Origin of the sequence: Flavobacterium luteum (assembly GCF_008806775.1) — a bacterium.
Lineage (GTDB): Bacteria > Bacteroidota > Bacteroidia > Flavobacteriales > Flavobacteriaceae > Flavobacterium > Flavobacterium luteum.
Genome location: NZ_WAEM01000002.1, coordinates 502,573 through 529,173, shown reverse-complemented (window position 1 = coordinate 529,173; position 26,601 = coordinate 502,573). Strand labels below are relative to the sequence as shown.

Annotated in this window: 22 protein-coding genes; 17 read left to right on the top strand and 5 right to left on the bottom strand. The window is 34.0% G+C overall.

From position 1 onward, the window contains the following. The first annotated feature begins 89 nt into the window (after positions 1-89). Complete coding sequence (locus F6464_RS06160; protein ID WP_151106925.1) at positions 90-1,838, top strand: T9SS type A sorting domain-containing protein; 1,749 nt, start codon at positions 90-92, stop codon at positions 1,836-1,838. A gap of 198 nt (positions 1,839-2,036) precedes the next feature. Here the strand turns inward: F6464_RS06160 and F6464_RS06155 are convergent, their stop codons facing one another. Beyond that, positions 2,037-3,959, bottom strand: a complete 1,923-nt coding sequence (locus tag F6464_RS06155; RefSeq protein WP_151106924.1) for a M1 family aminopeptidase — start codon at positions 3,957-3,959, stop codon at positions 2,037-2,039. A gap of 174 nt (positions 3,960-4,133) precedes the next feature. Between F6464_RS06155 and serS the strand changes: the two genes are divergently transcribed. The 7 genes from serS to F6464_RS06120 all read left to right on the top strand — a co-directional run bounded on the left by serS (position 4,134) and on the right by F6464_RS06120 (position 11,938). Next, positions 4,134-5,405, top strand: a complete 1,272-nt coding sequence (serS, locus tag F6464_RS06150; protein WP_151106923.1) for a serine--tRNA ligase — start codon at positions 4,134-4,136, stop codon at positions 5,403-5,405. A gap of 262 nt (positions 5,406-5,667) precedes the next feature. Beyond that, positions 5,668-7,446, top strand: coding sequence for a tetratricopeptide repeat protein (locus F6464_RS06145; protein WP_151106922.1), 1,779 nt, complete (start codon positions 5,668-5,670; stop codon positions 7,444-7,446). Between the two features lie 41 nt (positions 7,447-7,487). Beyond that, on the top strand, positions 7,488-7,820 hold the full coding sequence (locus F6464_RS06140) for a DUF4286 family protein (protein ID WP_151106921.1): 333 nt from the start codon (positions 7,488-7,490) through the stop codon (positions 7,818-7,820). 74 nt (positions 7,821-7,894) lie between these two features. After that, on the top strand, positions 7,895-8,674 hold the full coding sequence (gene rsmA, locus F6464_RS06135; protein ID WP_151106920.1) for a 16S rRNA (adenine(1518)-N(6)/adenine(1519)-N(6))-dimethyltransferase RsmA: 780 nt from the start codon (positions 7,895-7,897) through the stop codon (positions 8,672-8,674). Further along, entirely contained in the window at positions 8,664-10,016 is a 1,353-nt protein-coding gene (gene mgtE / locus F6464_RS06130) for a magnesium transporter (RefSeq protein ID WP_151106919.1), read from the top strand. The genes rsmA and mgtE overlap by 11 nt, the downstream gene beginning before the upstream one ends. Before the next feature lie 10 nt (positions 10,017-10,026). Further along, positions 10,027-10,803: a pyrroline-5-carboxylate reductase gene (proC, locus tag F6464_RS06125; protein ID WP_151106918.1), complete on the top strand. Its 777-nt coding sequence runs from the start codon at positions 10,027-10,029 to the stop codon at positions 10,801-10,803. A gap of 145 nt (positions 10,804-10,948) precedes the next feature. Next, positions 10,949-11,938 (top strand): 2-hydroxyacid dehydrogenase, encoded by a 990-nt coding sequence (locus tag F6464_RS06120; protein ID WP_151106917.1) that lies wholly within the window; start codon positions 10,949-10,951, stop codon positions 11,936-11,938. Between the two features lie 84 nt (positions 11,939-12,022). On the opposite strand, the gene F6464_RS14480 is transcribed toward F6464_RS06120, so the two are convergent. Next, complete coding sequence (locus F6464_RS14480) at positions 12,023-12,193, bottom strand: hypothetical protein (protein WP_191963328.1); 171 nt, start codon at positions 12,191-12,193, stop codon at positions 12,023-12,025. A 392-nt stretch (positions 12,194-12,585) separates the two neighbouring features. Here F6464_RS14480 and F6464_RS06115 point away from each other — a divergent pair, with 392 nt between their 5' ends. The 3 genes from F6464_RS06115 to F6464_RS06105 all read left to right on the top strand — a co-directional run bounded on the left by F6464_RS06115 (position 12,586) and on the right by F6464_RS06105 (position 15,869). After that, positions 12,586-12,897, top strand: coding sequence for a hypothetical protein (locus F6464_RS06115; RefSeq protein WP_151106916.1), 312 nt, complete (start codon positions 12,586-12,588; stop codon positions 12,895-12,897). Between the two features lie 206 nt (positions 12,898-13,103). Continuing rightward, a complete protein-coding gene (locus F6464_RS06110; protein ID WP_151106915.1) occupies positions 13,104-14,549 on the top strand; it encodes a T9SS type A sorting domain-containing protein in 1,446 nt (481 codons plus the stop codon). 30 nt (positions 14,550-14,579) lie between these two features. Further along, on the top strand, positions 14,580-15,869 hold the full coding sequence (locus F6464_RS06105) for a hypothetical protein (protein WP_151106914.1): 1,290 nt from the start codon (positions 14,580-14,582) through the stop codon (positions 15,867-15,869). Between the two features lie 937 nt (positions 15,870-16,806). Here the strand turns inward: F6464_RS06105 and F6464_RS06095 are convergent. Then, complete coding sequence (locus F6464_RS06095) at positions 16,807-17,040, bottom strand: hypothetical protein (RefSeq protein WP_151106913.1); 234 nt, start codon at positions 17,038-17,040, stop codon at positions 16,807-16,809. A 132-nt stretch (positions 17,041-17,172) separates the two neighbouring features. On the opposite strand from F6464_RS06095, the gene F6464_RS06090 reads away from it, so the two are divergent. After that, a complete protein-coding gene (locus F6464_RS06090; protein WP_151106912.1) occupies positions 17,173-17,454 on the top strand; it encodes a TM2 domain-containing protein in 282 nt (93 codons plus the stop codon). Positions 17,455-17,458: 4 nt separating this feature from the next. Here the strand turns inward: F6464_RS06090 and F6464_RS06085 are convergent, their stop codons facing one another. Further along, positions 17,459-19,261, bottom strand: a complete 1,803-nt coding sequence (locus F6464_RS06085; RefSeq protein WP_151106911.1) for a GNAT family N-acyltransferase — start codon at positions 19,259-19,261, stop codon at positions 17,459-17,461. A gap of 137 nt (positions 19,262-19,398) precedes the next feature. On the opposite strand from F6464_RS06085, the gene F6464_RS06080 reads away from it, so the two are divergent. The 3 genes from F6464_RS06080 to F6464_RS06070 all read left to right on the top strand — a co-directional run bounded on the left by F6464_RS06080 (position 19,399) and on the right by F6464_RS06070 (position 22,117). Beyond that, positions 19,399-20,160, top strand: a complete 762-nt coding sequence (locus tag F6464_RS06080) for an exodeoxyribonuclease III (RefSeq protein ID WP_151106910.1) — start codon at positions 19,399-19,401, stop codon at positions 20,158-20,160. Positions 20,161-20,176: 16 nt separating this feature from the next. Then, a complete protein-coding gene (locus tag F6464_RS06075) occupies positions 20,177-21,136 on the top strand; it encodes an OmpA/MotB family protein (protein WP_151106909.1) in 960 nt (319 codons plus the stop codon). Positions 21,137-21,229: 93 nt separating this feature from the next. Beyond that, entirely contained in the window at positions 21,230-22,117 is an 888-nt protein-coding gene (locus F6464_RS06070; protein WP_151106908.1) for an EamA family transporter, read from the top strand. Here the strand turns inward: F6464_RS06070 and F6464_RS06065 are convergent. Then, on the bottom strand, positions 22,103-23,323 hold the full coding sequence (locus F6464_RS06065; protein WP_151106907.1) for a hypothetical protein: 1,221 nt from the start codon (positions 23,321-23,323) through the stop codon (positions 22,103-22,105). The two genes, F6464_RS06070 and F6464_RS06065, sit on opposite strands and share 15 nt — an antisense overlap. Before the next feature lie 120 nt (positions 23,324-23,443). On the opposite strand from F6464_RS06065, the gene F6464_RS06060 reads away from it, so the two are divergent. Beyond that, a complete protein-coding gene (locus F6464_RS06060) occupies positions 23,444-24,955 on the top strand; it encodes a T9SS type A sorting domain-containing protein (protein ID WP_151106906.1) in 1,512 nt (503 codons plus the stop codon). 2 nt (positions 24,956-24,957) lie between these two features. Further along, a complete protein-coding gene (locus F6464_RS06055) occupies positions 24,958-26,487 on the top strand; it encodes a T9SS type A sorting domain-containing protein (RefSeq protein ID WP_151106905.1) in 1,530 nt (509 codons plus the stop codon). Positions 26,488-26,601 lie beyond the last annotated feature (114 nt).

The following is a 26,601-nucleotide window of genomic DNA, read 5'->3' as shown; positions in this document are numbered from 1 at the left end:
TAAGTAGAAATAAAAACAGCGTATTTTACTTGGTATCAACATTTAGTTTATCATCTATCCGTCTATTATCTATTTACACAACAAAAATTATGAAAAAAATCCTTATACTACTCACTTTATTCACCCTAGTAACGAGTTATGCCCAAAAAGAATTGTGGAGTGTAAATGCGAGTAGCAAAAAATACTATGGCACTTACGGCACCATCGCTAAATATGATATAAATGGTTTAAACCCTATGCTGATGCACGAGTTCGACTCCATACACGGTTATGAACCAGAGGGAAAATTGTTTCTTGCTAGTAACGGGAAGCTGTATGGTACTACTCAACTTGGGGGTAACTTGGGACCTCAAGGCTCCGATACAACAGGTGGAGTTTTGTTTGAATACGACTTGGTTTTAGACAAATACAGGGTGGTTAAGTATTTTGAATTTGGCATTGCAGTTAATGCAGTATTTCCCCGCATTGGAGTTATAGAGCCTGTGCCAGGACAACTCTATGGGGCAACTAATCAATATATTTATAAATATGATATAGCCACAGAAACCACTACAATATTGGGTGGTAAATTGGATGCCGGTTTTAGTTTTAACAGCGAGTTAATGAAAGCCTCCGATGGAAACCTATATGGTACTGCGTCTTATAGATATTGCCAGACCCCTCTTGATAAAACCACCCTAGGAGTAATCTTCAAGATCAATACCACTACAAACAAATGGAGTATTGTGTTTCAATTTGGGTGCAATGCAGATGTTTTTGGGGCTGCTCCCGTGGGTCAATTAATTGAGGTAACGCCAGGCAAATTGATGGGTGTAACTAACAACGGTGGGATTTATGGAAGTGCTGGTTCCCCTCCAGCAGGAACATTATTCGAGTTTGATATTACTACCAATGTTTTTACAAAAAAAATAGATTTTGAGGGACTTACCACAGGTGGTCATCCTACGAATTTAGTAAAAGGCGATAACGGCAAACTATATGGTGTGTGTCATGAAAGTGGAGTACCACCACAAGGGTGCAGCAACCCAGCAGCGACTAATTATGGTACCCTGTTTGAATATACCCCTGCCACTAATGTGCTAGAAGTAAAACAAAATTTTACTAGTTGTCCCGAAAATAGCAGTGGTCCTTTACAATACCCAACCTCGTTAATGAGAACCAGTAACGGTGATTTTATGGGTACTGTAACCCGAGATTCGGGCATATTTAAGTATGATGCCACTACCAATACAGCAAAATCGCTTTATTATGATTATTCTGATAATGACCGCTCTGGTATCCGCAAACTTTTGAGTCCTGAAAACCTCATCGAAATATGCCGTAAGCCGTCCTACCATGAGTTTACTACTAACACCTTTAATCCTTGTGTAGGGGACGCCTTTACCTTTGATGTGCAAAACACCAATGCGGCTACTTATGTCTGGAAAAAAAATGAGGTTGTTGTACCATTGCAAACTACAGGGGTTTTAACGATAAACAATGCGTTAGCATCAGATACTGGTGTTTATACGTGCACCATGACTAACGAGTGCGGCATTACCACCACCATGGCTCTGAACCTAAATGTAGATTGTTTGGGGATTGATCCAATTGTAGCCGATAAAAACGCTATTGCATTGTATCCAAACCCAACCAAAAACAGTATAGCTATACATTTACCTGAAAACGAAAAGTATACTATTCAGAAAATTACCATTATCAATATACTGGGTCAAACGGTTATAGACAACATCAAAAAACACCAAAACATAGATGTAAGTGCGTTAAAAAAAGGCATTTATATTTTAGTTTTAAAAACGGATAAAGGCGATTGGAACGGGAAGTTTGTGAGGGAGTGATGGGTGTAGAACAAAGGGTAATTTGTTTCAAAAAGTGCTACGTCATCCCTATAACAATTAGTAAGCGTTGAATGAATTAATTTTCAGATTTTTGTGTTAGTAAATAAGATTTCAGAGATTTTATGGGTCTTGCACATTTGACCTGATAACTTTGATAATTATCGGGACGAACAGACGAAGCAATTGCATGATTTTCATCTAATTTTTGATGAAACTCAGTTGTTGCATTCCTAAATTAGTAATAGTATTAAAATAATAAACGCCTGTTGCTAAAGAAGAAATATCCCAATTTGTTTCAGAGGTCGATTCCATTACTTTTTGTCCTAAATTATTATAAATAGTGGTTTTATTAATAGTAATTCCTTGAGGCAAGCTTAATGTGAGTTGATTCATTGCAGGATTTGGATATAAAGTGATATCGTTTTTTAAATCAAAAGAACCAGTTTTTAAATTAGCAGTATTGTTTCTCGAAATAAGCTCCTTTTTAGGGTCAAATTGTACTTCAGTAACCGTAAAAGGAACATCAACAACAAATACCTGCCCATTGGTTTTGTGATCTAAAATTACATCTTTTTGTTCTCCATTTGCACCAATTATTCGAATTGGAACATTCATTTCAAAAAAAGAAACCGAAGGATGCGATTGTGTTTGATTGATTGTAATTTCAGCCTTTCCTGGCGCAAGATTTTTCGAACTAATAGAATAGGAAGGATACCCTTGATTGTATACCCAATCGTTAAAAAACTCCGTTAAATTTATTCCTGAAACTGCTTCAAGATGCCTTTTTAAATCAGGAGTTTTGGCATATCCATAAGCCAAATCAGGATCGTTTAAATAATTTTTTAATGCTTGATAGAAATTGGTCGTGCCTAATTTTAATCGGAGCATGTTCAAAACCATAGCCCCTTTCTGATAGCTTAATCGACTGCTAAATATTCGATTCACGTCAGTAGCTTCATCATTAGTTAAATAAACCGAACCGTAATTAACAGCAGTAATGCTATTTATCATGTTGCTTTTGTCAGAAATAAATGCTGCTTCACCATCAAAATGTTCTATGGACAATGAAGCCAAATAAGTAGCGAATCCTTCGTTCAACCAAATGTCATTCCAAGAGCCACAAGTTACTTTATCGCCAAACCATTGATGCGCTAACTCGTGAGCAATTAAACTTCTTCCAAAGCTAACCATGAATGATACGGTAGTATGTTCCATTCCGCCTCCCCAACCAAATTGCGCGTGACCGTATTTCTCCTTTCTAAAAGGATACGGAGTAACAATCGATTCGAAAAAGTCTATAAGTAGAGGCGTTTGATCTAAATTCGTTAAATTAGCATTTAAGGCTTCTGGATACAAATAATTAACTATTGGAAACTGATTCGGAACTTTTCCCGCTTGTTGGGTATAGATGCTATAATTAGTTACAGCAATAGCAATAAGATAAGCAGGAATTGGATAGCCATGATGAAAACGAGTCGTTTTGGTTCCGTCAGTGTTGTTTTTTTGGGATTGCTCTACACCATTCGAAACGGAAACATAGCTCGATGGAGCGGTAATAAAAACATCAATACTATCTACTTTATCATTTAAATCTTGTTTGCAAGGCCACCATTCTAAAGCGCCAAATGGTTCGGATAATGTCCATAAAACAGGAGTTGAGTTGTGTTGGCTGGTAATAAACGAACCAAATCCAGAGGTAGGAGGCATTCCAGAATAGGTAATGCTCACAGAGTCAAGAACATTTTCATTTTGTTGTAGGGGCAAATTAATGATTAATTCATTATTGCCACTTCTTGTAAAAGTTAAAGTAGCATTTCTTTGTTTAACGCTGCTTACAACTAATTCATTGGCCAAATCAAATGTTACTGAATTTAGATTTTGTTTGGCAATATATTTTGTAGTGACTTCGCCATCAATATATTGGACAGAAGGATCCACTTTTAAGCGCAAGCGATGGTATACAATATCGTAATTTTCAGTATTGGGATTGGTAACAAAAGACATTCTTTTTAGCGCCGATTTTCTCTCATTTTTTACAATAGCATCAAAATCATTCTCAGAATCTTGAGCATAGATTAATGTAAAAGAAAGCAGTAAATAAAAAAGCATTAATTTTTTCATCAAGTTGAAGGTTTCTGCGAATTTAACTAATATTTGAATATCTAAATGTTAATTAAGACGTAAAGGGCAAATATTGAGTTCAAAGTCATGCATTTATAGGATACTCAACTTTTTTCTTTTGCTGGTTTTAATAAAAAGGAATTCCTTAAATTTGCGAACATTAAAAATAGATATATGTTACAAATCGCATTTATTAGAGAGAATCAAGAAAAAGTAATCAAAGCTTTGGCTAAAAGAAATATCGATGCTGCTTCGATAGTGGCTGAGGTGGTACAACTGGATGAAAAACGTCGCGCTACACAAGTAGAGTTGGACACTATTTTATCTGAATCTAATAAATTATCAGCATCCATTGGCGATTTGATGAAAAGTGGTGAAAAAGAAAAAGCGACAATTTTAAAACAAAAAACAGTTCAATTAAAAGAAAAAAGCAAAGGATTAGCTGAAAAAGCAGATGCTTTAGCTCATGAATTGAATCAAAAATTATACACTTTACCTAATCTTCCTGCCGACATTGTTCCAGAGGGGAAAACACCAGAAGAAAACCTAACTGTTTTTCAAGAAGGTACTATTCCAGTTTTACACGAAGGCGCGCAACCGCATTGGGAATTGGTAAAAAAATATGACATTATCGATTTTGAATTGGGCGTAAAAATTACTGGTGCGGGATTCCCAGTCTATAAAGGAAAAGGTGCTAAACTTCAACGTGCTTTAATTAATTATTTTTTAGACAAAAATACAGCAGCAGGGTACAATGAAGTACAAGTGCCCCATTTGGTCAATGAAGCTTCAGGATACGGGACAGGGCAATTGCCTGATAAAGAAGGACAAATGTACCATTCTACCATTGATGATTTGTATCTGATTCCGACTGCGGAAGTTCCAGTGACTAACTTATTTCGAGATGTTATTTTAAACGAAAGTGAATTACCAGTTTTATATACTGCTTACACACCATGTTTCAGAAGAGAAGCGGGTTCATACGGTGCTCACGTGCGCGGATTGAATCGTTTGCATCAATTTGATAAAGTAGAAATCGTTCGTGTGGAGCATCCTGAAAAATCCTATGAAGCGCTAGAAGGTATGGTAGAACATGTAAAACAAATACTTCAAGAACTGAAATTGCCCTACCGAATTTTGCGTTTGTGTGGCGGAGATATGGGTTTTACTTCAGCATTGACTTATGATTTCGAAGTGTTTTCGACCGCTCAAGACCGTTGGTTAGAAATTAGTTCGGTATCTAATTTCGAGACCTTTCAAGCCAATCGTTTGAAATTGCGTTTCAAGGACAAAGACGGAAAAAATCAGTTGGCGCATACGCTTAACGGAAGTTCATTGGCTTTACCGAGAGTGTTAGCTGGAATTTTAGAAAATTATCAAACCCCAGAAGGCATTGTAATTCCTGAGGTATTGAGAAGTTATTGTGGGTTTGATATTATTGACTAAAAGGGCGAGAAAAGAAAACCACATAGAAACATAGAAAAGAGTAGAAGACAGAAAATATTTTTTTAAGATAGCTTATGATGTCGATAAAGAAGCGGAGCATTTTAAACGCAAAACTTAAAATCGATGCCTCTATGCGGTTAAAATAAATTTTCGGTTCTAAGCAAGAATAGTCATATCAATTAAAAAGTCAATCTTTTTAAAACGATGTACTAATTTATCACAAAAGTGTTACTTTAGTACATTGTCGTTGTTATCTAAATAAATGAAAAAACTTTTTCTACATACTGCCTTATTTTTCTCTCTAATTGTTTTTTCTCAAAACGAGCAATTGGCCCAGAATTATTTTGACAAAGGCGATTTTGAAAAAGCAAAAATAAGTTACGAAGAATTACTAAAATCGCAATCAGGAAACGGGAATTATTTTCAAAAAGTCATCGATTGTTACCAGCAATTGCAACAATATGCACTTGCCGAAAAAACCATTCAAGATAGATTAAGCAAATACAATCAAGCCAGCCTTTTGGTAGAATTGGGGTATAATTTTCAGTTGCAAAAAAACGAAATCAACGCCAAGAAATATTACGATCAGGCATTAGATAAAATCAAGAAAAACCCAAATGAAGTATACGGAGTTGCCTCGACTTTCGAGCGAAAAGCATTGATAAATTATGCATTGCAATCCTACGAATTGGCAATTGTAATAGAACCTCATTTCAATTTCAATTATCAAATGGCGATGCTCTATGGTCAATTAGGCAATACCGATATGATGATTGAAAAATTCTTGACAGAAGCATACACAAATCAGCAAAGCTCTATTATGATTCAAAATCAATTGTCTCATTTTATGACCGAAGACGCTAGTGTTACTTTTAATGAAACACTTCGAAAAGCTTTACTAATAAGAGCTCAGAAAAATCAAGATGTTTTTTGGAATGAATATTTGAGTTGGTTTTATGTGCAACAAAAAGAATACGGTAAGGCATTTATTCAGGAAAAAGCCATTTACAAACGCAATCCTGAAACGTTTTCTAATATTGTAAACTTGGCGCAATTGGCTAAAGAAGAAAACGAACTAGAAACAGCAAAAGAAATTCTGACTTTTGTTTTAGAGAATACTAAGGATTTAGAATTATTAATTCAAGCACACACTTTTTTAATTCAAATGCGAATGGATGCAGCAAAGGAAGCAGACTATAAATCGATAGAAACCGATCTCGATTTGTTGCTGAAAGAATTTGGAATTAGCCCGTATTCTTTATCTTTACAAACGCTTCAAGCGCATTTCCTTACCTTTAATTTAAACCGTTCAGAGCAAGGAAAGGCAATTTTAAAAAACGCTTTAGAATTACCATTAAATGAATATCAAAAAGCAGATATAAAAATGGAATTGGCTGATATTTTGCTTTTTGAAGAAAAATTCAATCAAGCTTTAATTTATTATTCTCAAATTGAAGAAGATTTAAAAAATGATGTTGTAGGCCACGAAGCTAGTTTGAAAGCGGCTAAAACCAGTTATTTTAAAACTGATTTTGAATGGGCTCAAAAACAATTTGCGGCACTCAAATCAGCTTCTAGTCAATTAATAGCCAATGATGCACTTGAATATTTCCTTTTAATTAATGATAACACCGTTGCCGATTCGACTCAAACGGCTTTGAAGCGTTTTGCGCATGCCGATTATTTACTCTATCAGAATAAAAACACGGAAGCATTAGCAGAATTTCAGGCAATTCTGCAAAGTTTCAAAGGTAAAGACATAGAAAGTGTAACCTTGTTTCGATTAGGAAAAGTATATGAAAAGCAAGGCGATTATCTTTCGGCTTTAAGCCAATACCAAGAAATTATCAATCATCATAAAGACGAAATTTATATCGACGAGGCCTATTATTTTTCGGCGGAAATTTATAATAAACAAATCAAAGACGTTGAGAAAGCAAAGTCGTTATACGAACAAATTATTTTTCATCACGAAGACAGTATTTACTTTACAGATTCTAGGAAAAAATACCGACAATTGCGAGGCGATACAAATCTTTAAAAATATAGAACACAAATTTTATAATTCGAAACCGAATCAACATGATAATATATAATGTAACCACTAATATACACGAAAGCGTTCACGACCAATGGTTAACTTGGATGCAGGAAAAGCATATTCCAGAGGTTTTAGCAACTGGTAAGTTTACTTCAGCTCGAATGGTTCGCGTTCTAATCGAAGAGGAAATGGGAGGGATGACTTATGCCGTTCAGTATTCTACAAAAAGCAAAGAGTTGTTACAAAAATATTATAAGGAGGATGCGCCAAGATTGCGCGAAGAAGCGATGAAATTATTTGCTGATAAAGCACTTTCTTTCAGAACAGAACTAGAATATGTAAGTGAACATTATTCTTTGGTGAGCGCTCAATAAGAATTTCCAAATATGCCGTTGAGGCAAGATAATTTACAAAATAAAGCGAGATTAACTCGTACCTCCCAATGACAATGGAAAAAGTAAAAGCCAAAAAACATCTCGGACAACATTTTCTTAAAGATGAAAGTATAGCTAAAGATATTGCTGATACTTTAAATCTTGAAGGCTATGATGCTGTTTTAGAAATTGGACCAGGAATGGGTGTGCTTACCAAGTATTTAATAGACAAGCCAATCAATACTTATGTTATCGAAATTGATACCGAGTCGGTTACCTATTTAGAGGAGAATTATCCCAAATTGAAAGACAAAATCATCTCTAAAGATTTTTTGAAATACAATATCAACGAAATTTTTGAAGGCAAGCAATTCGCCATTATTGGAAATTTCCCGTATAATATTTCTACTCAAATTGTTTTTCGAGCATTAGAATATCGCAACCAAATTCCAGAATTTGCAGGCATGTTTCAAAAAGAAGTAGCCCAAAGAATTTGCGAGAAAAAAGGAAGCAAAGCCTACGGAATTCTATCAGTTTTGGCGCAAGCATTTTACGATGCAGAGTATTTATTCACGGTAGATGAAAATGTATTTATTCCGCCACCAAAAGTAAAATCGGGTGTATTGCGTTTGCGCAGAAAAGAAAATTACAGTTTGCCTTGTGGCGAAAAATTATTTTTTACTGTCGTTAAAACCGCTTTTCAACAAAGAAGAAAAACATTGCGTAACAGTTTAAAAACATTAAATTTATCTGATAATTTAAGAGAAGATAGTATCTTTGACCTTAGACCAGAACAATTGTCTGTTGAACAATTTATAGGATTGACACAAAAAATAGAAGCCGATGGAGTTTAAAATCAGCAAAGAACTAATTCAACAATTAGAGCAACTCATTCAAAATAAAGACGACCAACAATTGGAAATCTTATTGAATGATTTGCATCATGCTGATATTGCCGAAATCCTTGACGAACTTGATTTTGACGAAGCAACCTATATTTTTAAAGTATTAGATAGCGAAAAAACAGCCGAAATCCTTCTGGAATTAGAAGACGATTTACGGGAAAATATATTAAGCCGACTATCGCCAAAAGAAATTGCAGAAGAGCTCGATGAGCTAGAAACCAATGATGCTGCCGATATTATTGCCGAACTTTCAAAAGACAGAAAGGAAGAAGTAATTTCTGAACTTCAAGATGTAGAACATGCCAAGGACATCGTTGAATTACTTCGATATGATGAAGATACTGCAGGAGGAATCATGCATAAAGAACTGGTAAAAGTCAACGAAAACTGGAATGTATTAACCTGTGTAAAAGAAATGCGTATTCAGGCTGAAAACATTTCTAGAGTACATTCTATTTATGTGGTTGATGACGAAGATAGGCTTAAAGGACGTTTGTCATTAAAAGATTTATTGACAACTTCTACCAAAACTCCAATTAGCGAAGTTTATATCCGAAAATTAAATTCGGTTAAAGTAGATACCGAAGATGTAGAAGTGGCACGTATCATGCAAAAATACGATTTAGAAGCCATTCCGGTTATTGATGAATTAGGAAGACTAGTTGGTAGAATTACTATTGATGATATCGTAGATGTAATAAAAGACGAAGCCGATAAAGATTATCAATTGGCGGCGGGTATTTCTCAAGACGTAGAAGCCGATGATAGTATTTTTGAATTAACTAGAGCCCGATTACCCTGGTTGGTTTTAGCTTTACTAGGCGGTTTTATTACTGTTAAGGTTTTAGGATTGTTCGAAGGCGCCATGCTAGAACACGGAAAATTATTCTTTTTTACACCACTTATAGCCGCGATGGCAGGTAATGTTGGCGTACAATCGTCAGCAATTATTGTTCAAGGTTTGGCAAACGATACTTTGAGTGGTTCCTTGTTTAATCGATTAATAAAGGAAGTTTCGCTAAGTCTTTTGAACGGATTAATTCTGGCCATTATATTGTTTTTAGGAAGTCATTTTCTATTAAATGTTGAAATTATTATTGGAATTATAGTAACCATAGCATTGGTTTCAGTAATTATTATTGCTTCACTCATAGGAACATTTATTCCATTATTGCTCGATAAATTCGGAATCGATCCGGCGTTAGCTACGGGACCATTTATTACAACCAGCAATGATATTTGTGGAATTTTAATTTATTTTTCGATTGCCAAATTAATTTTAGGATTTTAAATTTTTAAACATGAACGTACATATTATAGGAGGAGGAAATCTTGGAGTTGCCATAGCCATTGGAATTGCAAAATATTCTAAAGGCAATCAAGTAACTATAACCAGAAGAAACACTACAAGTATTTTACATTTAGAACAATTGGGTGTTACCGTCTCTACAGACAATAAACACGGAATTCAAGAAGCGGATATTATTATTCTTACCATAAAACCATATCAAATAGATACCGTTTTAAACGAAATTTTACCTGTAATTTCCAATAAAGTTATAGCTTCCGCTGTAAGTGGCGTTTCCATCGAAAATTTACAGAAAAAGATAGGCAATTCAAATAGTGCTATTCGAATCATGCCTAATATTGCTTCACAATTCGGCGCCTCAGCCACTTGTATAGCGTTTAACGAGCAGCATAAAGAAAAAGCCCAAAATGTAGTCGCTCTTTTTCAAGATTTAGGTACAGCACCTATCATTGACGAAAAATTAATGGATGCAGCCACGGTTTTGGCAGCAAGCGGAACGGCTTTTGCCTTACGTTACATACGTGCTTCTATGCAAGCCGGAATCGAAATAGGATTTGACTGGCAAACCGCCTTAGCCATTTCTGCTCAAACCGTAAAAGGTGCTGCTGAAATGATTATGGAAGAAAACATACATCCAGAACAATTAATAGACCGAGTTACCACGCCGCAGGGTTGTACTATTGCAGGTTTGAGCGAAATGGAAACTCACGGATTCAGCTCTTCTTTAGTTCGCGGAATTAAAGCCGCCTTAAAGAAAATCAAAGGATAATTTGGGCATTCCCTTCGGTCGGGCTGTACGTTCCCGCTTTTTTTGAGGCGAAAAAAATCGCCTCAAAAAAGAGCTCCACTGCCATCCCTAATGCAATTCCGTGTCAAATTTATGTATTTGCAAAACATTAAATCCCAATGAATTCATGCCAACACCCAGTACCCAACACCCAACACCCGAAATAAAAATCCTCCACATCGACAGCAATCATCCTTTACTTTGGCAGCAATTGCAAGAGGCTGGATTTGTGAATCATGATGATTTCACTTCCTCTAAAGAAGTAATCGAAGCCAAAATTCAAGATTATCAAGGAATTGTTATTCGGAGTCGATTTAAAATTGATAAAACATTTTTAGATAAAGCTACTAATTTGCAATTTATAGCTAGAGTAGGTGCGGGTTTAGAAAGTATCGATTGCGATTATGCCACAAGTAAAAACATTCAACTCATTGCCGCACCAGAGGGCAATAGCAATGCCGTTGGCGAGCATACATTAGCAATGCTATTGTCCCTTTTTAATCATTTGAATCAAGCCCATAGCGAAATCAAGTCAGGGCATTGGAACCGCGAAAGTAACCGCGGACATGAACTCGATGGAAAAACAGTTGGAATCATTGGTTATGGCAACATGGGAAAAGCATTTGCAAAAAAACTCCGAGGTTTTGATGTTGAAGTTTTGTGTTATGACATTCTAGAACATGTTGGCGATGCTAATGCCAAACAAGTTTCTCTGAAAGAATTACAAGAAAAAGCAGATGTGCTAAGTCTTCATATTCCTTGGACACCCGAAACCGATAAAATGGTAAATACTGCTTTCATCAATGCTTTTGCAAAACCGTTTTGGCTTATAAATACATCACGTGGGAAAAATGTAGTGACTGCTGATTTAGTTGCTGCATTACAATGCAAAAAAATTTTAGGAGCAGGTTTAGATGTTTTAGAATATGAAGAACTTTCGTTTGAAAGCCTCTTTTTGTCATCCCGAGCGCAGCAGAGGGATCTCCCTGAAGCTTTTCAATATTTAATTAATGCAAATAATGTTATTCTCACTCCACACATCGCAGGCTGGACATTCGAAAGCCATGAGAAATTAGCGCAGGTTATTGTGGATAAAATTAAAGGAATGTATTGCTAATACTAAATTATTCAAGGGTAATTCTATAAATACACAAAGGCACGTGATTTTTCAGAGCGTTGAATTTGTTACAGCGAGTTCATCTTAAACCACTTTCACTTTTTTCTCCAAATCTGCAATTTTTTTATCTTTCTCAACAATCATTCTTTCATACAGTTCGATAGCTTCTTCAAAAAGGTTATTAATTACAATACTACTTGTTGAACCTCCTTTTTGTTTACTACTAATGAGAACATATTTCTCTTCTGAAAGCAATAATTATTCAGGTTCAATTTTTTATATATAGTCCATATTTTATCAATCATTGAAGTCCAAGTGGCTGTTTCCTTTTTTTTCATTCTGGAATAAGTTGATGGAGAGATGTTCATGTACTATTTGATATTGCTTCGCCAGTCGAAAGCTCGTGTCACAGATTTAATATAAACTTTGAAAAAATTTGCAAATCTCTGGTTAAAGTTTTTAAAACCTGAAAGGAAAATGTACTAAATGTGCAATAAGTGCTATTCCTCTTCAAATTTTTAGAATTTGTATTATGATAAAAAACGAATTCGTACCCCTAAAAAAACGATTTTGTACTCGTCTTGTTTTTAGCACTTAACATAAGTTTGATTAATGATTAACCAGTTCTACACTCAACGCAATTAAACATGAAAATTAAACCAACTAAACAAATAGTAGTACATTTTTTGTGCACAGTACTATCATTATTAACTATCAATTCAATTTACGCTCAATCTTGTACTCCAACTAGCAAGCAATATGCACTAGTAAACCTTGTTGGAGCGAGCCAATCAGGAACAACACTAACAAAAACTTCAGAATTAGGTTGGAAGAATGCAGGTGGTTCTACTAATTTAATACTTTCAGAAGGACATTATATAACATATAAGGTTTTACCTGGTAAAGGAGTTGTTGTAGGCTTATCAGTTTCAGACAGAGATTTAATCTCTCAACAATAGAAAATGGTTTATATACCAGATTTGATAATAAGATTTACATCTATGAAAATGGAGTTAACAAACTAGCTACTAACATCACTTACAACTCCAGTAGCGTCTTTAAAATTTTAATTGAAGACAATAAAGTAAAGTATTATTGTAATGGAAACTTCCTCTATCAAAGGGTTTCTAGTTTAACTTCATCTCAATTAGTAGTTGATTTTTCTATGAATGATAAAGATTCTCAAATTATAGATTTGCAAATTTTTAAATGTTGTACTGCTGATGCCGATGGAGATGGCGTTTGCGATTCAGAGGATCAATGTGTAGGAAATAATAGCCAAGATGCTAATCAAAACGGAATTCCTGATAGTTGTGACACAGCTTCAACTATCAATAGTAAACCGTACACTCTTGCAAATACTATTGGTGTAAGTGTATCAGGAACAACTATTACAAAAACAGCATCATCTACTTGGGGTAATGCAGGTAGCTTGAACAGTGGTCTTACCCTTTCAGATGGAGGATATTTAACTTATAAAGTTAAAAATAATAATGGAGTATTTGTTGGGTTATCTGTTGCTGATACTGATTATAATTATACCACAATAGAAAATGCATTATACACCCGTAGTGATAATAACATTTATGTGTATGAAAATGGAACGGACAAATCCGGAATAATAAAAGCCTATACAACAACAAGTGTATTGAAGATAATGTATCAAGGCGGAAGAGTAAAATACTTTTGTGATGAAAATCTTATTTATGTTTCTTCAACTTTTTATACTAACACGAGTTTAAAAGTTGATTTTTCTATGAATCATATAAATTCTCAAATTATTGATTTGCAATTATTTGAATCTTGTAAAGAGCCTATATTCGAAAACGTTGGGATTATCGGTAACGGATCAGTAACCTATCAATTACCATTAACTTCATCAAACGGAATAGCTGGTACTTGGAATCCTAATACTCTTGCAGAAGGAGAACAAGATTATACGTTTACGCCAAACTCAGGGCAATGTGCTAACCCAATCACGATTTCTTTTATGGTTTTAAAACCAAAAACAATACTCGCATTTGATGAAGATTTTACTGATACTGCTATAAACGGAAACACAGGAGGACAAACCCCATCAGTGTTTACTAATGATGAAATTAATTTTACTGATGTTGTTACAAGCACAAATGCAACCGTTGCTCTACTTGCTGTAACGCCAACTGCTACACTAACAATAAATCCTGACGGAACTATTACTATACCTAGAAATACTCCAGCGGGAACATATAGTGTTGATTACAAAATTACATCTATAGCTTGTCCGTTAAACAACGATTCTGCAACAGCTACAATTAATGTAACTACTACAAGTGCGGCAAGAAAAGCAAAATCAAAAGCAAAAGGTGAATCAACCCAAAGCCAGCTAACAGAAAAAATTACGGTTTATCCTAACCCAAGTACCGCAATTTTTACTATTGATTTAACGGGTACAAACGGCGAGTACAACACAATTATAATACACAACCTTTTAGGACAAACCATGTATCAAGATAGTCTAGTACCAAAAGCATCAAACCCTATCGATTTATCAAATGCTCCAAGTGGGTACTATATGGCAAGAGTCTCAAGCAGTAACGAGAGCAAAACATTTCAATTGATAAAAAAATAATAACACCACTAATTTTAAATAACGATACCCATGAAAAAAATAATATATAGCTTTTTTGTATTCTTACTATGCTCTACTATTGCTATGGCGCAAACGGGGTTAATGAGCGATGAAGACCACCGTATCATGATGAACGAATATGCAACAAACCTAAACACAGTGCTTACTGCCGAATTACCACAAGGCATAACCATAGACCAATTTAAAAAGAAGATTGTAAACGGCGAACTCACACTCTCTAGCACAGCGCAAGCCAGCATACTTACTTATGCCGAACCTTTAAAGACCTATGGAACCCAGTTTGCCACAACAAAAAATTTAATTGCCACTACTGATGCAGAAAAGATTTTTTTAAGTAGCTTTACTCCGAGTACGTTAATTGATGAAAATGGGGATTTGATTGAGAGTGATACAACAGGTGGGCTATCTTATCAAGACATTTGGCAATGTGCCGTTGAAGTTTGTAATACTGTTGGATGTAACCCTTTTGGGATGGTAGATAGCAATTCAGAAAGCATAAATCTTCTTTCAAAAGCAGTAACAGCAACTTTAACAAATCATGCTAATACTTTAGGAGTTGCAGTAATTATGGGAGACATCGATAATCGCTTTTCTCATTATGTTTATTTAAAAAAAATGGCTTTCAATTTATCTAAAAGTCAAAATTTTATTAGTATAAAAAACATAATAGTTGGATTTTTAAATAGTTCAAAGGATACAGTAAAAATAGATTATTTAATATCAAAAGAGAATCTTAATGAAATTGAAAAACTTGAGTTAGCTAATAGTTTAGGGTTTCAAAGTATTGAGCAAGCCTATTACTTTGAATTAAACATGAACAATGATCTGGTAGCAATTAATAATGAATTTGGTATTAAAAATTTAAAAGATACAGAAAAATATATGGTTATTTCTTCGGCACTAAAATATTTAAATAATAATAATTACTTTTCAAGAGTACGCTCTTGTGTTGAAAGATATAGTTCATGTAAAAGTCGTAAATTTGCATATTATTTTGCGGGTTTAATTGCATGTGGTACAGCTGGCGCAGCATTTGGCGGAGCAACATTTTTTTGTGCAGGTTGTGCCGGTCCTGCTGTTGCTTTCCTTTGTTCTGCAGCAGCTCTAAATATATATAATGAAGAAATAGTTGTATGTCAAGATTATTTATCTATTTGTCTAAATCCATCGAGTTCTTTCATATTATTGCCTATTTCACTTCTTATTCCGCGCCCGATAATTATTACAAAAAATATTTTTAACACCCCTCGCAAATTTACTGTGTATATTCGCGATACTCGTCCTAGTCCTAATCGTTAATTAAAAAAAAATATTTTAATCCAAAATATATAACAATGATATATCCCTATGTCCTTTTCTTTCTTTGTAATTCATTTGTTTACTTGTGGACACAAGTTAAAAAACACAAAAGACTAAATAATTTAAAGACAAAAAGAAAGTATGAAATTATTGCTTTTATAAATATTATACTTTTTTTAATATTTGGGATACTTGGTTATATGTATAACTAATAGACATTCGTTAACGATACCCCGATGGCTCGGATATGACAAAATAAATTCGTGAACTCTAGCGCGGAAATGTTTTCCGTGCCCACAAACTAGAGTAACGACAATAATTCAATAAAAGCTATGTCAATAAAATGATATAGCTTTTTTTGTTTCCGAGTATAGCTGGCTCCGCAAACGGCTACTGACTTTGCACATTTTTTTAAAATTGCAATCTTGTGAGCAAAAATAAATTTTTAGAAAATTGCTCACAAAGTTGTGAGCAAAAATAAATTTTTAAAAAAACGCTCACAAGTTTGTGATAAAAAAAATAGAATTAAAAAAATTATCACAAAGTTGTGATAAAAAATAAAATTTTAAAAGTTCTATCACAAAACAAACCGATGGCGTATAACAAAAATAATCTCGTTCCATAAATTTTGAGCGAAGCTTTTTGTTGTTATTTAACAGGATATTTGCTAGGGTCTTGTGAAGTATGAAATACAGCGTTTAAAAAAACAGTTTTACTGGATTCATCAACAATAAAAAAGGCGATGTAAGGAAATTTATCAGAAGGTAAAAAACGGTAATTGTTATCGTGAAATTGGTAAAAAGGGTTTGTTTGTATGGCTTTATAAGTCTTTCTGTAATTTTTCAAAAAATCTAAAGCTACTTTTTTACTGACTTTGTAAATGTAATACTAAAGAGTATCTTCAATGTTTTGTGAAGCAATGGGAGAAATAATAATCTTATAATTCATACTTCTTTTTCAAATCGTCATACAGTGTTTCCGCATCTGTATAAGCATCTTTGCTGGAATCGAGCTGGCTGTCTAAAATTTGTTGCTGCTCTTTAGATAAGCTGTAAGGTTTAGAATTTTGAGGTTCTACAAGCGCATCAATATATCCAATAACACGCTCTAAAACACTTTGAGGGGCGTTTTTCAGTTTTTCAGTTAGTAAGTCAATAGCTGTAGTATTCATGATGGTAAAAATTAATTTTATAACAAAAATACAAAAAAATACACAACCTGACTTTGAGAAATATATTTTTAAACTTCTAGTAATCAATTCTTCCAATATTTTCTTATTTTTATAACATCAAAAAATAAAACTATGGAAAATTCAAAAACAGAATATTGGAATACGCCACAACCTAATGCACAGCCTGAAAACAAAAAAGTGGTTGCAGGTATTTTAGCTATCCTTGTGGGGTATTTAGGAATTCATAAATTTATTTTGGGCTATACTACTGAAGGAATTATCCAAATTGTGTTAAGCATCATTACTTGCGGAATAGCAGGAATAGTTCCTTTTATAGAAGGAATCATTTATTTAACAAAAACGGATGAGGAGTTTTATAACACGTACCAACTCAATAAAAGAGGTTGGTTTTAAAATGCTACTGTTCTTTTTCGGCTAATTTGCGTTCCAATTCCGCTTGAAATTCTTCCATTACAGGTTTCATCGTGCTTTCGGGTATGTCGGCAATACGAATGTACATTAAGCCGTCGATGGCGTTATTGAATAGAGGGTCTACATTAAAAGCAACGACTCTCGCATTTTGTTTGATGTATTTTTTTATCAAAACGGGCAAACGCAAACTACCTGGTTCGAGTTCGTCTATAATTTTGTCGAATTTATTTAAATCGGATTCCGCTTCATCAAAAATAAAATCCTTATCGGCATCTTTCAGTTTTACTTTGTATTCTTTTTTAGGATGGATATATTGTGCAATATACGGATCGTAATAATTTGATTTCATAAATTCAATCATTAACGATTTCGAAAAATCAGAAAATTGATTGCTAATACTAACCCCGCCAAGCAAGAATTTATGTTCAGGATAGCGTAAAGTGGTGTGAATAATTCCTTTCCAAAGTAGGAAAAGGGGCATTGGTTTTTGTTGGTATTCTTTAGTAATAAAGGCACGACCCATTTCTATAGATTTGTGCATCATGTCATGCAACTCAGGTTCAAATCTAAAAAGATCATTCAAATAAAAACCTTCAATTCCATATTTTGGAAATATTTTAGCACCCAATCCCATTCTATAAGCCCCTGCAATTTTTTTAGTGTCATCGTCCCACAGAAACATATGGTGGTAGTATTGATCAAAATCATCTAAATCAATAGACTCATTCGTGCCTTCTCCTACCTCTCTAAAAGTTATTTCTCGTAATCGTCCAATTTCGTGAAGAATATTAGGAATTTTAGAAGCATCGGTAAAAAAAACTTCGTAGTTCTTGCTCTGTAATAATCTAGAATCGGAACTTCGCAAAAGTTCTATTTCATGAATCATATTGTCAATACTAGCGGCAGTAACAATTTTTTTTGGACTTTTAGGGAAACTTAAATTTGGGGTTGTTAGTAGTTTGCTTTCCTTTTCAAAAGGATTGGCAAGCATATAGGTTTTCTTTCTTAAAAATTCCGAATAGTCTTCGATAGATTTGTATTCGTTTTGTTCGTTTACAGAAATCGGTTTTCCAACTCGAACTTTTATAACCCTATGTTTTTGACTAAAGACTTCCGATGGTAATTTTGCCGTTCTAAGTGTTCCTCCAATTTTAGAAAGCAAGTAAAACAACCGACTGTTTTTAGCATGAAAATAAATAGGAACTACAGGAACTTGCGCTTTTCTAATCACTTTTATTGCTCCTTCTTCCCAAGGTTTGTCAACCATTAATTTCCCGTCTTTATATGTCGAAACTTCTCCTGCGGGAAACATGCCTAAGGGTTTTCCATCGCTTAAGTGCCTAAGGGTCTCCTTGATTCCAACGACACTAGATTTAGCATCTTTGTGATTTTCGAAAGGATTAACTGGCATGATATATTTTTTTAGAGGCTCAATTCGGTGCAGAAGAAAATTAGCAATTATTTTAAAATTAGGCTCTCTTTCTAACATTAATTTAAGCAACAAAACCCCATCAATTCCCCCTAAAGGATGGTTGGATATAGTAATATAAGCCCCTTCTTTAGGCAATCGTTTTAAATCTTCTTCAGGAATCTCAAATTTTATTTGTAAATCTTCTAAAATGCCATTCAAAAAGTTGACATCTTCTAAATGCTTGTTGCGGTCGTATACTTTGTTTAAGGTAGAAATTTTTAAAACCTTCATCAATAACCAACCCGAAAAAGTTCCTAAAACTCCGTATTTATCAGTGTTTATTGCTTTTGCAACTTCTTTAGCGGTAACTAAACCCATCTAGTTTTTTGTTTAAAGTACGATAAACAAAGATAGAAAAAAACTCTGTTAACCAACTATTGCACAATTTGAATTTTTGTGTTTTTTATAACCAATGCTTTTCATTTTTTTATTACTTTTGAGATTCAAAAACTACAATGAGAATTATTTCATACAACGTTAACGGAATTCGGGCAGCAATTTCAAAAGGGTTTATAGATTGGTTGCAACATGCCAATCCTGATGTAATTTGTCTGCAAGAAATAAAAGCAACTCCCGAACAAATCCCAACTTTAGACTTTGAACTTGCTGGGTATCCCTATCATTATTGGTTTCCAGCCACAAAAAAAGGGTATAGCGGTGTTGCTATTTTGTCTAAAGTAAAACCGAATACTATTGTTTTTGGGACTGGTATTGAACACATGGATTTTGAAGGCAGAAATCTTCGCATCGATTTTGATGATTTTTCGGTAATGAGTTTGTATTTGCCTTCGGGAACAAATATTGAACGATTGGATCATAAATTTATGTTTATGGATGATTTCCAGAATTATATAAATGAATTAAAAAAAGAAATCCCGAATCTCATTATTTGTGGTGATTACAATATTTGTCATGAGGCTATAGACATTCACGACCCCGTTAGGAACAAAACAGTTTCAGGATTTTTACCAGAAGAACGTTCTTGGTTAGATGGGTTTTTAAAATCAGGATTCATAGATAGTTTTAGAGCTTTAAATAAAAATCCAGATCACTATACCTGGTGGAGTTATCGTGCAGGAGCAAGAGGAAATAATAAAGGATGGCGAATAGATTATTGTTTAGTAAGTGAGCCTTTAAAAGATAGGATAAGTAGAGCTTTTATATTGCCTGAAGCCAAGCATTCCGATCATTGCCCAACGGTTGTAGAAATTGATTAATTAAAAAAACAAAAAAATGATGAAAAAGATAGTTTTAGGAGCGGTTTTAATTGCGGTAACGGTTTCCTGTGTTTCTAAAAAAGTGTATAATGAATTAGAAAATAAATATTCCGATTTAAAAAAGGAAAACAGACGACTTTTAGATGATGGTGAAGATTGCGTGAAAGCCAAAAGCGAACTCGATTTAGCTAATACAACACTAAAATCGGAATTGGATAAAACCAAATCTGAGCGTGATAAATTGTTGTCTGACTTTAATTCGGCGGATAAAAATTTAAAAACATTGCAAGCTTCCTACAAAGCATTAGAAAAAAACAGCGACGAAGCTTTAGAAACGAATATGAACAAAAATCGAGAATTATTATCGCAATTAGAAGCAAAACAAAAAGCACTTTCATCAGAACAAGACCGTTTCAATAAATTAAAAGGCGATTTACAAGCTAAATCCGAACGACTTGCAGAACTAGAAGCTTTGATGGCGGCAAAAGAAGCAAGCATGCAAAAACTTAAAGAAACGTTGTCAAAAGCGTTGAATAGTTTTGAAGGAAAAGGTTTGACAGTGCAACAAAAAAATGGAAAAGTGTATGTTTCAATGGAAAACAAATTGTTGTTCAGTTCAGGAAGTTGGGCCGTGGGAGCAGAAGGTCGCAGAGCCGTTGTAGAAGTTGGAAAAGTGCTTGGTGCTAATCCTGATATTTCGGTACTTATAGAAGGGCATACAGATGATGACGCTTATGGAGGTTCGGGTCCAATTGCAGATAACTGGGATTTATCTACCAAAAGAGCAACGGCAATTGTAACTATTTTAGGTGAAAATAAAAGCATCAACAAGCAAAATCTTACCGCTGCAGGCAGAAGTGAGTATGCGCCTTTAGCTAGTAATTCTACTGCTGATGGAAAAGCAAAAAACAGAAGAATTGAAATTATTCTTACTCCAAGATTGGATGAAATTTCTAAGATGTTGAATGAATTGTAACAAGAAAAAGTCACTTAGATTATAGGTTAATAAGGTTCAGAGTTATTACTTTGAACCTTTTTTGTTCCAAAATAAAATTTGCTCAATTTTAATATGCTCAAATACGAAACCTCTATTTTTTTAAAAATTATTTCCGGAATTTTCTTCCTGATTTCGGGAATTGTATGGAAAAAAGTATTGATGAATGGAGTCAAAAATTACCATTATATTTTTTATAGGGTTTTAGCAACCATATTTTTTTTAGTTCTTGCTTCCATTTATGTCCAAATTTATGATCACGAAAACCGCGCGATAATTTTTTCTACTCCTACGGTTCTAGATTGGATCACTTGTATATCCATTTGTCTTTTTAGTTTCTGGGGACTTTATTTTTATACCAATGCGATGCAAACAGGAAGATATAGTTTTGTATCGTCTTTACAAGTACTCTTATCCGTATTTTCATTTATTACGTCACTAATAGTGTACGATGAAACATTAAGCAATTCAAAATATTACGCTTTAGCACTAATTATTTTAGGATTGTTGCTGCACCAACGAGAGAAATTAATGCAATTTCAATTGTCTAAAGAAGTTGTTTTGGTTTTATTATGCAGTATCTTTTGGGGTATTTCTTTTGTGTTTTATCTTATTCCAATACAGAAATTTGGTGTGCTTAATTTTAGCATTATTCTCGAAATCTGTGTTTTACTTTCTTGTGTGGGCTTGCTTTTTTTCAAGGAAAAAAGACTTCTACCTTTAAAAATTGACAAACAAAGTATGTTGCTTTGTTTGCTTATGGGTTTTCTAGTAGCTAGTGGTAGTTTGTTAAGTAATTTTACTTTAACTCAATTTCCTGTAAGTTTGAATATCTTAATAGGATTATTATTTGAGATACTAGTTTTAGCAATCGGACTTTACTTTTTCAGAGAAAAATTAAATACTAAAGATTGGCTGTTGATTGTACTTGCGACCATTGGTGGATTTCTACTCCTTTTCTAAAATGGGGCGCAACGATGAATATACCGCAATCATCCTGGTTTTATAATTCAAGTCAAAGCGGTCGGGTTTGATGTTTTTAAAAACAATAAGGGCTTCTTCTTTTCGATGGCTGTTAACCAATGAAAAAGCATAATACACTTTCAGTTGATTGAAATTCAGTTCTGCCCAATACCCTAATATTGTAGCATACTTTAAGGCGTTATGTTCCATAAGCCTGATAATAGTATCATAAGCTCCAATGATAAACAAATAATTACAAATTATAAAAATACTACTTACTCTATTACCGGAGTCTTTAGTGTTCGTATAGGGGTGTTTTATAATCTTTGTAACTAATTTTTCTCTATGGCAACTGTTTTCAAATTGTTTGTCATGGTAAAGCTGAACACCTAACCAACGCATTTCAAGCATATTGTTTTTTGGCGCAACATCTATTTTAGTATAATGTATCAAAAACAAATCCCATTGATTGGTCTCTGCAAAATGAGTGCAATGAATCAGATGATAAAAATCAGCATGTAATGAGTTCTCTTTATAGCAATTCTCTAAAAGAGGCATGTAATAGCGATGCTCAGGAACAACAAGCCATTCTACAAAATAATTTTCGGCATATGGTAAATTATAATATTGGTTAATGGCAATTTCGGAAAGCCAATGGTGCTGTTCACACAAACTGCCTAACAAATGGATGGTGTGATAAATAGCATATTTATAAGATTCTTGGTATTCAAAAACGATTTTCAATTCAAATAGTCTTTTAAAGAACGCCTCGTCTTTTTGTTGGACTTTGCACAGTATAATTTGGTTGACGGTTTCATGCAAAAGAGCTGTTTTAGAACACGCATTGAGTTTACGAAACAAATCCTCTAATGAAATAGTGTTTTGGATAACGTCAAACAAAATGGCTTTTTGGTATAATTCATTTTGCTCCGAATAACTTTTTGTTAGTCCTTCCCAACTCGAATAACCTATGTAGCACGAAAAAGTATCCAACGTAAAAATAGAAGGATAAGTATTGCTCTTTTTAATATTAAAGAATCTAGCGATGGTATCTATTGACAGGCGTTGATTGATTGTTGCTTGAATGGCCTCTTCTAACAGTTTGCAATCATTGGTGCTGACAATAGGTTTAGAAAACGCATTTACAATGAGCTCTCTTAAATATGCTAAATATTCTTCTTTGGGTTCTTGAAGGAGTCTTGCCATAACACGAAAATAGTTACATTTACCGAAATAACAACCAACTGTTTTATTTGCCTTTATTTGCTTTAAGTAGTGGGTTTGTTTTTGAGATATTTTTGGGAAAATATTTAGAAATAAAAAAACATGAAAAAACTTTTAATACTACTTGCTCTTACAGCAATTCAATTCACAAATGCTCAAGCTCCAACTGCTATATGGCAAAAATGTTACGGAGGGTCTAATGATGAAACCCTTTCAGGTCTCCCAATTGCGACTTCAGATGGAGGATTTATACTTCTTTCTAGAACAAACTCAAACAACGGAATCGTAATAGGAAACCATGGTGGCGAAAACGACGCGTGGATCATAAAAACAAATAATGTAGGAACCGTTCAATGGCAAAGGTGTTATGGTGGTTCAGGAAATGATGAAATTAGTTCAATTATACCAACCGCTGATGGGGGTTATTTACTTGCTGGTTACACAGATTCTAATGATGGTGATGTATCAGGTAATCATAGTTTGTTAAATGATGCTTGGGTTGTTAAAATAGATGCTGTCGGTACAATATTATGGCAAAAATGTCTAGGGGGCGATTATTATGAAACCCTATCTACTATAATTCCAACTTCAGATGGTGGTTATATAGCTTGCGGTCATGCTGATTCAATTAATAATGGAGATGTAATAGGAAATACAAATTCTGGCGGATGGGTTATTAAAATAAATAACTTAGGGGTCATTCAATGGCAAAAGGTTTATAATAACGATTGCAAAGTTATTCAAAGTATTTTGCAAACAGCAGACGGAGGTTATGTTTTATGTGGAGATTTAGAAAATTCGTCTTTAGCTAATTATAATGATGATGTTATAATAATTAAAGTTAATCAAGGAGGTAATATTCAGTGGCAAAATTCTTATGGTGGTTCTAACAATGACCGTGGTTTAAATGTCATCTTGACAAATGATGGTGGATATATGATTAATGCTATTTCAGATTCTAATGATGGAGATGTATATGGAAATCACGGAAACTTTGATATATGGGTTTTTAAAATTAGTGCTACTGGCGTTATATTAGGTCAAAATTGTTATGGGGGTAGTGGAGACGAATATGGTGCTACTCAACAAACTATTGATGGTGGGTATTTAATTTTTGGATGGTCAACTTCAAATGATGGTAATATTACAGGGAATAATGGAGGAGGCGATGTGTTTGCAATAAAATTTAGTGCTACAAATATAATAGAGTGGCAAAAATGTTATGGAGGCACGGGTGATGAGTTTGGTGGACTATTGCAATTGGCAGATGGAACTTATTTTGCTGCTGGACGAACAAATTCTAATTATGGAGATGCTTTTGCAAATCTCACTAATGCAACATCTGATATGTTTCTTATCAAACTAACAGCAGCTAATCTTGATAATGAAAATTTCTCATTCAATACCATTACAACGTATCCCAATCCAATGAAAGATGTTTTGCATATTGATATCGAAAAAGAATTTTCTGGAAAAATAACGGATTTAACAGGTAAAACGTTAATGACAATTAATACTAAAGACATTGATGTTAGTTCATTAAGTGCTGGAATTTATTTGTTAGATATTGTTTCAGATGCAAAACAGTATACTCAAAAAATTATAAAACAATAATCATGAAAAACCTTTTACTACTACTTACCCTTTTTGTAATCCAATCTACAAATGCACAAGCGCCAACTGCTATATGGCAAAAATGTTATGGCGGTACTAGCGATGATTATATAGATGCGTTTTCATTAAGTACTCCTGATGGAGGATATATGATAGGACTACAGACAAGTTCAAATGATGGTGATATTTCTGGAAATCATGGGAATTTGGATATATCATTAATGAAAATAAACGCGACAGGAATTGTGCAGTGGCAAAAATGCTATGGAGGAAGTGATATTGAACATATTACTAGCCTAATTCAAACTGCTGATGGGGGGTATTTAATTGTTGGTGACACATTTTCTAATAATGGAGATGTATCTAGAAATCATGGGGTGATTGATTTATGGGTTATTAAAATAAATGCAATCGGAACTATACAATGGCAAAAATGTTACGGTGGTGATGGTTCTGATTATTTAGAGAATATTATTCAAACTTCAGACGGGGGCTACATTGGAGTTGGATATACAACATCAATCAACAATGCTGATGTGCTCGGAAATACATCTGCTGGCGCTTGGGTTATTAAAATCAATGATTTAGGAGTAATTCAATGGCAAAAGGTTTATGATACAGACAGCGAAAATAGTAGATTTTCTAGAATTTTGCAAAATTCAGATGGAGGTTATGTTGTAGCTGGATTTACACAGTTGGCTAGTTTTCCAGGATTTCATGGTGGTTTTGTTGATATTGTGGTTGCTAAAATGAATCAAACAGGCACCATTCAATGGCAAAAATGTTATGGAGGTTCTGGGGCTGAAGATGGTTTGCACGCCTTAGTAGCAACAAATGATGGAGGCTATATTTTTTCAAGTCAAACGGAGTCTAATGATGGTGATGTGTCTGGTAACCACGGAAATTCGGATTGTTGGCTTGTAAAATTAGATGCTTCGGGTACAATTTTAGGACAAAATTGCTATGGAGGCTCTGGCGGTGAAGGAGGAGGTTATATTCTTAAAACCCTAGATGGTGGGATGGTTATGTCTGTTGGAACTAATTCAAATGATGGTAATGTATCTGGTAATCATGGAGGTTATGACGCTTGGACAATTAAATTTAGCGCAACAGGTGTCATTCAGTGGCAAAAATGTTTTGGGGGCACTGGTAACGATGGCGGTGTTATTTTTCAATTAACTGACGGAACCTATATGGTGGTAGGTGGTGGAACCTACTCTAATAATGGTGACATTTCTGGGAATCATGATGCAACTACTTCAGATGGGTTTCTCATTAAACTAACAGCAGAAAATCTTTCTACAGAAAATTTTGCAAATAAGGACATTAAATATTATCCAAACCCTATGCAAAATATTTTACATATTGATATCGAAAAAGAATTTTCAGGAAAAATAATGGATTTAACAGGTAAAACGTTAATGAATGTTACTAGCAAAGACATTGATGTTAGTTCATTAAGTGCTGGTATTTATTTGTTAGATATTGTATCAGACGGAAAACGATTTACTAAGAAAATTATAAAAGAGTAAAAATTCTATGTAAGGTATTAGGAGTGACAGAATATTCTTTTGAAAGAAATGTATTTAGCTTTAAAACCATTACTACATGATAATAGATTAAAAAAAGGGTTTGATCATAACAGT

Bases quoted from the DNA above. Each gene is read 5' to 3' on its own strand.
- F6464_RS06080 (WP_151106910.1), top strand. From the start codon at position 19,399: ATGAGAATTATTTCATACAACGTTAACGGAATTCGGGCAGCAATTTCA.
- F6464_RS06070 (WP_151106908.1), top strand. From the start codon at position 21,230: ATGCTCAAATACGAAACCTCTATTTTTTTAAAAATTATTTCCGGAATT.
- F6464_RS06055 (WP_151106905.1), top strand. From the start codon at position 24,958: ATGAAAAACCTTTTACTACTACTTACCCTTTTTGTAATCCAATCTACA.
- F6464_RS06065 (WP_151106907.1), bottom strand. From the start codon at position 23,323: ATGGCAAGACTCCTTCAAGAACCCAAAGAAGAATATTTAGCATATTTA.
- F6464_RS06060 (WP_151106906.1), top strand. From the start codon at position 23,444: ATGAAAAAACTTTTAATACTACTTGCTCTTACAGCAATTCAATTCACA.
- F6464_RS06155 (WP_151106924.1), bottom strand. From the start codon at position 3,959: ATGAAAAAATTAATGCTTTTTTATTTACTGCTTTCTTTTACATTAATC.
- F6464_RS06095 (WP_151106913.1), bottom strand. From the start codon at position 17,040: ATGAATACTACAGCTATTGACTTACTAACTGAAAAACTGAAAAACGCC.
- F6464_RS06105 (WP_151106914.1), top strand. From the start codon at position 14,580: ATGAAAAAAATAATATATAGCTTTTTTGTATTCTTACTATGCTCTACT.
- F6464_RS06075 (WP_151106909.1), top strand. From the start codon at position 20,177: ATGATGAAAAAGATAGTTTTAGGAGCGGTTTTAATTGCGGTAACGGTT.
- F6464_RS06090 (WP_151106912.1), top strand. From the start codon at position 17,173: ATGGAAAATTCAAAAACAGAATATTGGAATACGCCACAACCTAATGCA.
- F6464_RS06145 (WP_151106922.1), top strand. From the start codon at position 5,668: ATGAAAAAACTTTTTCTACATACTGCCTTATTTTTCTCTCTAATTGTT.
- F6464_RS06115 (WP_151106916.1), top strand. From the start codon at position 12,586: ATGAAAATTAAACCAACTAAACAAATAGTAGTACATTTTTTGTGCACA.
- F6464_RS06110 (WP_151106915.1), top strand. From the start codon at position 13,104: ATGAATGATAAAGATTCTCAAATTATAGATTTGCAAATTTTTAAATGT.
- F6464_RS06085 (WP_151106911.1), bottom strand. From the start codon at position 19,261: ATGGGTTTAGTTACCGCTAAAGAAGTTGCAAAAGCAATAAACACTGAT.
- F6464_RS06140 (WP_151106921.1), top strand. From the start codon at position 7,488: ATGATAATATATAATGTAACCACTAATATACACGAAAGCGTTCACGAC.
- mgtE (WP_151106919.1), top strand. From the start codon at position 8,664: ATGGAGTTTAAAATCAGCAAAGAACTAATTCAACAATTAGAGCAACTC.
- proC (WP_151106918.1), top strand. From the start codon at position 10,027: ATGAACGTACATATTATAGGAGGAGGAAATCTTGGAGTTGCCATAGCC.
- F6464_RS06120 (WP_151106917.1), top strand. From the start codon at position 10,949: ATGCCAACACCCAGTACCCAACACCCAACACCCGAAATAAAAATCCTC.
- F6464_RS06160 (WP_151106925.1), top strand. From the start codon at position 90: ATGAAAAAAATCCTTATACTACTCACTTTATTCACCCTAGTAACGAGT.
- serS (WP_151106923.1), top strand. From the start codon at position 4,134: ATGTTACAAATCGCATTTATTAGAGAGAATCAAGAAAAAGTAATCAAA.
- rsmA (WP_151106920.1), top strand. From the start codon at position 7,895: ATGGAAAAAGTAAAAGCCAAAAAACATCTCGGACAACATTTTCTTAAA.